At 60.3% G+C, this 7,136-nt stretch carries 8 protein-coding genes; 4 read left to right on the top strand and 4 right to left on the bottom strand.

All coding sequences use genetic code 11. From position 1 onward, the window contains the following. Positions 1-290 precede the first annotated feature (290 nt). On the top strand, positions 291-479 hold the full coding sequence (locus CQ14_RS42500; protein ID WP_082650009.1) for a hypothetical protein: 189 nt from the start codon (positions 291-293) through the stop codon (positions 477-479). Next, the gene (locus CQ14_RS23620) at positions 476-943 is read left to right on the top strand and encodes a hypothetical protein (RefSeq protein ID WP_156435340.1); all 468 of its coding nucleotides are present in this window, start codon (positions 476-478) and stop codon (positions 941-943) included. The genes CQ14_RS42500 and CQ14_RS23620 overlap by 4 nt, the downstream gene beginning before the upstream one ends. A 404-nt stretch (positions 944-1,347) precedes the next feature. Here the strand turns inward: CQ14_RS23620 and CQ14_RS23615 are convergent, their stop codons facing one another. After that, complete coding sequence (locus CQ14_RS23615) at positions 1,348-1,965, bottom strand: hypothetical protein (RefSeq protein WP_245320470.1); 618 nt, start codon at positions 1,963-1,965, stop codon at positions 1,348-1,350. Positions 1,966-2,386: 421 nt separating this feature from the next. On the opposite strand from CQ14_RS23615, the gene CQ14_RS43830 reads away from it, so the two are divergent. Further along, positions 2,387-2,926, top strand: a complete 540-nt coding sequence (locus CQ14_RS43830) for a hypothetical protein (RefSeq protein WP_156435338.1) — start codon at positions 2,387-2,389, stop codon at positions 2,924-2,926. A gap of 282 nt (positions 2,927-3,208) precedes the next feature. Here the strand turns inward: CQ14_RS43830 and CQ14_RS23610 are convergent, their stop codons facing one another. The 3 genes from CQ14_RS23610 to CQ14_RS23600 all read right to left on the bottom strand — a co-directional run bounded on the left by CQ14_RS23610 (position 3,209) and on the right by CQ14_RS23600 (position 4,890). Beyond that, positions 3,209-3,634, bottom strand: coding sequence for a hypothetical protein (locus CQ14_RS23610; protein ID WP_057860239.1), 426 nt, complete (start codon positions 3,632-3,634; stop codon positions 3,209-3,211). Positions 3,635-3,742: 108 nt separating this feature from the next. Beyond that, positions 3,743-4,309, bottom strand: a complete 567-nt coding sequence (locus CQ14_RS23605; protein WP_057860238.1) for an AAA family ATPase — start codon at positions 4,307-4,309, stop codon at positions 3,743-3,745. A 119-nt stretch (positions 4,310-4,428) separates the two neighbouring features. Continuing rightward, the gene (locus CQ14_RS23600; protein ID WP_063800412.1) at positions 4,429-4,890 is read right to left on the bottom strand and encodes a GNAT family N-acetyltransferase; all 462 of its coding nucleotides are present in this window, start codon (positions 4,888-4,890) and stop codon (positions 4,429-4,431) included. Positions 4,891-5,950: 1,060 nt separating this feature from the next. On the opposite strand from CQ14_RS23600, the gene CQ14_RS23595 reads away from it, so the two are divergent. Next, the coding region (locus CQ14_RS23595; protein ID WP_199805601.1) for an FHIPEP family type III secretion protein at positions 5,951-7,136 on the top strand (1,186 nt) is incomplete at its 3' end.

Here is a 7,136-nt window from a genome sequence, read left to right as displayed (position 1 = left end):
GCGGAACCTGCCGCTCGGAAAGAGTGCCCGTTAGGCCCCTGGCGGACCCATGAGACGCTTAAAGCCTATCGTCAGCATCTCGTTGCCACATTCAGCATAAGCGCTCCTGGTACGAGCGACGCGACGAAATTATTCGGTAGATCAATGAATTACCAAATCTGCTGGACCGTTGAATCTCGGCAGCGATGAAACAAAATTTGATGGAACTTTTGAAAAAAACGGGGAAAAACCCAAATGCAGTCTTGATTTGCCTCCTTTCTTTTTCGCGGGGCGCATTGTGAGTAACGCGTATGACTGATCAACAATTGGCAATTCAGGCAATTGGCGAGGCCCAACTCATACTGGAAGAATACCTGCAACCTCGGCCTCAGAATAATGAACGTGTCCTCGACAAGCTGGTGGAAGTTCTCGAACGCCCGGACGTGATGGCCGCTGTGAGCCGCTTGCAGCAGCGCAGTTGCTTCGAGGCAGTCAAATGAGCAAGCAGCTTTCATCAATGGCTCTGACGGCTTTCGTTGCGGCGCTGTTGTTGGGAATGCCAGGGGTGGAAGCAAAACAGCAATGCAGCGCCGCGATGCCGTCCAGTCAGAACGGAAAATGGTGGTCGTATCGTCTCATCGACGGGCGAAAATGCTGGTACGAAGGCAAGCCAGGACTTTCGAAAGCCTTGCTGGCATGGCCTAAAGGCGAGGCCGCGCAACCATTGCCCAAGGACGTGCTGCCCAAGTCCGCGTCCGCGCAACCGTCGCGTAAAGATGTCAAGGATGTCGCGGACATCGTCCCGGAGAAGCGCTTCAATCCACTGGACGCGCAAGCCTGGGCGCCGAAGGAAGCCGTGCAAAATTGGGCACCGGAGGAAGCCGTGCAAGCGCGGACACCGAATTACATCCCCGAGACCTTTGATGCGTTATGGAGTGGAAGGATCTGGCTTTTAGGTCGTTAAAAGGTTGACCTGCGGCGTTCCGTTTTTCGCTTCGGCTTTTCTGTCCACTGATCTCTGTTGCCGAGCGCGTCGGATGGGTAGAGCGAAAGCGATACCCATCGCCTCTTCGCGCGGCATCAACCGTACCTCAACGCGCCTACCCTATCCCTGATGAGTTCATGTTGGCGTTGCCGCCTATTCCCGGCGGATCGCCACGCGCTCGTCGGTCCCCATTCCCTTTCGTAGAGCGCGCGGCCTTGCCGCGTTGATCGAAGAATCGCGCAGCAAGGGCCGATTTCGCGGCCTCTCTCGTCGGCCAGCGCCAAAAACGTTTGGCAAGTCCTGCTGCGCCGATGCGCGGGCTTCACGATGAGGCTGAGGATTACTTGGCCGCTGCCCGCACAGGACAGCCACTGCTCTTCGCATCAATCGCGCAGCAGCACGGCCTCTCGAAGGGTCCGGCTCGCGCCCAAGACGGAGACGAGGCCCAGCGCCATCAGCAGCACGCCAAGCCAGGTTGCCATCCGGCCCCACCCGTCATCGGCCGCCTCGGCGACGGGAGAGGCGACCGGCGCCGCTGAAGGTGTGGAAGCGGCAACCGTGTCGCTTGGGGCCGGTGCGGCTGCCAGAAGCGTCGCCGCGTCGAGCTGGCGCGGCGCGGGATGGTCAGGCGTGAGTTGATCGGTCGCGCGGTTGGCGACGGCTGCCGGCGGCACGAAGGCCGCGGCCTCCGTAGCCGGGGCGGAAGCGGCATCAACCACGTTGAGCTCAGGAGCGGGCCGCGTCGGCTGAGACGTTTCCGCCGGTGCGGCGCGCAGCATCTCCGCACGCGCATCCATGACCGCCTTGTTGCGCCGCGCGGCTTCATTCTCCTCGGCAGCGGCGACACGCTCCTCGGGAGCGGCGACACGCTTCGCGGCGCGATGACGAACCTGCTTCACTGTCGCGGTCCCGTCGGCAGTCTGGAACCAGCATTTGCGGCGCCCCTCAGAACGATAGACCCAGCGCTGCCCCTCCGCCGTCGACGTACCGGGCCGTGGCAAGCACTCCTTCTCCTTTTCCACAGGAGCAGGCTCAGTGGCTGTCTGGGGAGGAGAGACATTGAACAAATCTGCAAGCGGATTTGAAGACGCAGGCGAAGTCGGGAGACCTACGAGAATGACAAAGGCAGCGATGCAAAATCGCAGACGACCGGACATGAGAATCCCAATGTTGCGCCCTCCCCCGCACGACCTTTGGCCGTGACCTCGGTCACAATGCGGCTCAAATCCGGCAAGGCGGTGGATTCATTCTGATCCGGATAACAACATCGTGGTCCCGATCCGCAGCCGCGCGGAACGCGTGCAAGATGGCTTCTTGTTGATCTCGAATCTCGATGGGTCGTAGAAGCTCGGTAAGTCACGTTGCATCGATGTGGCGGAACTGATCCCATGCGCTGCGGCACCTCAGACCGAAGCCGTTCCAATGAATCAGATTTCGCAGTCGACTGAATTCAAAGCTTTGCGTAACCCACCGAACGCACTTAGCCGGCAGGATTCGGTGTTGCCGGCGGCCTTTCGCCGCTCGGAAACAGCAGTTCGCTTGATCGCGATGATCTCTGGTTTCGACTTGGGATGTGCCACGGTAGTGACCTTCTTTGATTTGGAATCCTTTGATCTGGAATCGTGTCGATGGCGGACGACCCTCGGGGGCTCCGAAGAACCGACACTGATTTCCTCCGACGGAGTACTGCGCTCGTCGACTGGCGCAGGCTGCGCGGGTGCCTCGCTGCTCGCAGCGGCAATTTCAAGTCGATCAGCCTTCGCCAACGCAGCATGTGAATCGGAAATGCCTACGGTTGTCTCGGCAGCGGGCTCGACGACCGCTGCTGCACTACGCACCGGCGTTCTGAGTTCCATTGCCGCTAGTATTCCTACACCCAATGGGATGAGGAGGCCCACCAACACCATTCTCAGCATGATGCTTCTCCACTTGTTCAGTGGTGGTGAAAATTCTCCGGTCTAATGCGGCAACTTGGCGGCGGTTCACTTAACAACTCGATCCACGTAGAGCCTGTTTGCCGACAGGGTTAACGTCGGCCCGGATGTTCCCGATGCGCGAACGTTGAATGGAAAAAGAAGATCGCCAGGCGGAAGGAGGCTCGCACGGGCCGAACACGTGGAGAGAAAGCAAGCGTAGCCTGCATGAGCGAAGCGATATGCGGGATGATATCGCCGCGCTCATCGGTGCTACGCTTTCATGACCTCGCCGGTAGCAGCAACGTCATGGCTCCCATCTCTCGCAGCGTTAGTTCAGCAAATGTTTCCTGAGGTGATCCAGGTCGACTGACTGGATGCCGGCCATTGCGCAAGCCTGCGACACCTTACTGGCAAGATTGTTCAGTTCGCTTCTGAGATCTCGCAGGCGGACAACCACTTCGTAGACTTCCTCCGCGTCTTGGCGGCCTCCAGTGCAGCGCAGTAACAGGTTTGCTCCGTCCTGAGCGACTACGACGACCCAGTAGGAACCGTCCATGAAACGGAGTTCGGTTTCAATTTCGCCCTGACAAATGCGATCCAGCGCAGCTAGCCACCAGTTCACGACAACAACGACGAAGTCGCTCCAGCCCGCACCGGGAAACTGTCGCTCCCCACCGAAGTCGAAGTATACGACCGCGGTCACGGAGCCCATCTTGCTTTGATGAAGTGTCTTTGGGTCAAAGACGATTCGCATCTTGAACTCGTAAGACTTTGGCGGGTTGTCGCGATCGCTTTGGCAATATGGAGACAGCGCGTAGGATAGGTGGAGCGTAGCGCCATGCGGAATGGGATGTCGCGTCGCTCATCCAGGCCCCGCTGGCTGACCGCCGATATTGAGCCAGCCCGTTTTCCGAAGGATGATCTCTGCCAGTTCCGCAGGTCTTTTGCCGTCCGTAGGCAGAACGATCATGCCTTCGGCATCTTCGCTTGCCATGCGCCTTGCTTGCCGAAGCGAGCGCTGTGCCTGTTCGTCTGCCCCAGAACCGAACTCGCGCTGCGCAAGTCGCGCCAACAGTGTAGGCTCGGCAGCCAACATGCGGACTACCGTAATCCGCGCTTCGGGTATGGCAGAAAGTATCCAACGTTTGTCAAAATTCAGGTGCATCATAACTCCTGACATGATCAGGCGCGTGTGCCCCAAGGCTTGGTATGTGGACCAGATCGCAGCCAGGTTGATGCTGCTGACGTCAATCGTGCCGGGCTGAATTCTATCAAGCTCGCTTGTATTGGGGCGCGGGAACACCCTATCGAGTTCATCGGTCTCGATAACTGCATGCGCGACTTGAGCCGCGGCGAGCTGGGCACTCATTTCCCAGCTCAGCGTCGACTTACCTACGCCGGCGGGCCCAGTAATCAGCAGCAGTTGCATGCCGCCTCGGCTTCCAATTCGATCTCGGGGCCCCCAGTGCACCAGGCAACTTGGCAAGTCCAGCGCTGCGCCCCGCGAGCAATCCGGTCGGACCGCTCCCAAGCACACGACCCGTGCCCTTACTCCCACCGGATCGCCATCTCGCTCGTCGGCCCCCATCCCAGCCCTTCGTACAGCGGCCGGCCCTGTTTGGTCGAATGAAGGATCGCATAACCAATGCCGAGTTCGCGCGCCCTCTCCTCGGCCAGCGCCATCAATCGTTTGGCCAGTCCCTTGCCGCGGTGCTCGGGCTCGACGAAGACGTTGAGGATGTAAGCGCGCTGATGATCGACCGGATGGCTCGGATGCGGCGGCCAGTCGATGATCATCATGCCGAGGCCAGCGATCACGACGCCTGCCTCCTCGAGCATCCAGCCGAAATAGCTGCCGTCGCCAAGCCGTGGTGCGAGCCATTGCGCGAAAGCAGCAGTCATCGGCCGCAAGGCTTCGCGGGTGCGGCCGGACTCGGCGAACATCCGCTCGCGGTGCTCGCAGATCAGTTTGAGATCATGATTTGCGACGGGTCTTGAGGTGATGGTCATGGCATCGTACCAAAGCGCGTGGATGGTCGTGCGTAGTATGGATAGAGTGCCTTGTCCGTCTGGAGCAGTTTATCAATCCAGGCGTACAACGCAGTTACTCGGCTTGCCAGCAGGCAGTCAGGGTCCAAATATAGAGCGAGTGTTTTCGCTTTGAGTTTCCGAACAGTTGTGTATCGTGGGGTCAGCTATTTGGTCTAGCTGTTCATTTGATTTCGCACGTAGGATGGGTAGAGCGCACCGAGACGCATCATCTCTCTGCGCACGTGATTGATGGGTTTCGCTCTGCTCATCCTACGCGCTTATATTATATAGCAGCCAGGTCGACTTATCGGCGGCACAATATGTCGGGAACGTCACTTCTCAAATGCTGTCATCTCCTGGCGGCCATCTTGTTCGTGACACAAGGAGTCAGTTTGGCCGCGGGAGCGACCCCCTCCTCGCCGTCATCCAGTTCATTGACCACGCCGAAACAATCCAAATTCGTTCAGGATGACGGCTCGCCCGCGGACCGCCCCAGAATCCGTGACTTGAAGATACGGCCTCGAAACGACGAATCCGATGACCGTTACTTGACGCCCAGCCCTGACCTAAGCAATGCGATACCCCCCAAGACCATTCGCACGATACGGGTTGGCCCCACAGGCGCTCCCAATTCGGAAAAGGAAGGCGAATTACGGTGACAGCAGAAACGCGAATGAGCGTAGCGATATGCGAGATGAAAAAGCACCCGGATGTCGCTCCGCTTATCCGGNGCTACGCTTGCTGCAAGTACGTGGGATGGGTAGAGCGCAGCGAAACCCATCANCCCCATCCGTGCACGTGGTTGATGGGTATCGCTGCGCTCCACCCATCCTACGGGCTCCGACTGATAGACCGCAGCGTGCTGCCGGTATGGGGTGCGAGATTCTCGATGTGCGCTTGCACATCGTAGTTCGACGCTCCGCGCCGCCCCGGAATGACCGTCCCCACCCACCCCGTTAACCCTTTGCTAACCATACACCCGGCAAATATTGCCGGGTGAAGTCGAGTGTCGTCGGCCGCGTAAAACGGGAGGAACCCCGTGGACGCCAGTGCGGTGCCTCACTTTCGAACCGGCGGCCCTTCGGCCGCCGCGAAGACGTTTGGCGCCCGTGGGCGTCAATCGCGGGGGGAAGCGGCTACCATGGTCGATGTCACGGCGGGTCAGGGCGGCGCAGGCACGGGCAGCAAGTTTCCGAGCCTCAGCGAAATCGGCGATATCCTGAAGCGCGGCGACCTGGCGCTGGCGCTCGGCGTCCTCGTCATCCTGGTGGTGCTGATCCTGCCGCTGCCCGCGCTGGTGCTCGATCTGTTCCTGGCGATCTCGATCACGGTGTCGATCCTGATCCTGATGACCTCGCTGTTCATCCAGGCGCCGCTGGAATTCTCCGCATTCCCGACCGTGCTCCTGATTTCGACCATGCTGCGGCTGTCGCTGAACATGGCCTCGACGCGGCTGATCCTGTCGCACGGCCATGAGGGCACGGCGGCGGCCGGCCACGTCATCGAGGCCTTCGGCAATTTCGTGATGTCAGGTAATTTCGTCATCGGAATTATCGTGTTCGCGATCCTTGTCATCGTGAACTTCGTCGTCATCACCAAGGGTTCGGGCCGCATCGCCGAAGTCGCAGCGCGCTTCCAGCTGGACTCGATGCCCGGCAAGCAGATGGCGATCGACGCGGACCTCTCCGCCGGCCTGATCGACGAAAAGACCGCCAAGGCACGCCGCAAGGAACTGGAAGACGAAAGCGGCTTCTTCGGCGCCATGGACGGCGCCTCGAAATTCGTCCGCGGCGACGCCATCGCCGGCCTTTTGATCGTCTTCATCAACATCGTCGGCGGCATCATCATCGGCGTGGCCCAGCAGGGCATGAGCTTCGGCGATGCCGCCCGCACCTACACCGTGCTCACCGTCGGCGACGGTCTCGTCACGCAGGTGCCGGCGCTGATCGTCTCGACCGCTGCGGGCCTTTTGGTATCGAAGGCCGGCATCACCGGCGCCGCCGACAAGGCGCTGATGAAGCAGCTCTCGGGCTATCCGCAGGCGCTCGGCATGTCCGCCGGCGTGATGCTGGTGCTGGCGCTGCTGCCGGGTATTCCGATGCTTCCGTTCCTCGCGCTCGGCGGCGGCGCCGCGGCACTGGCCTGGAAGGCGCGCAACCACAAGGAAGTCGTCAAGGCGCAGGAAGCCGCCGCGGCCGCCGCGCCCGACGCCGCCGCGGCCGCCG

Source organism: Bradyrhizobium lablabi, assembly GCF_001440475.1.
GTDB classification, from domain to species: Bacteria; Pseudomonadota; Alphaproteobacteria; order Rhizobiales; family Xanthobacteraceae; genus Bradyrhizobium; species Bradyrhizobium lablabi.
Note: the sequence above shows the minus strand (reverse complement) of the source record. Positions and strands in the feature narration are given on the sequence as shown.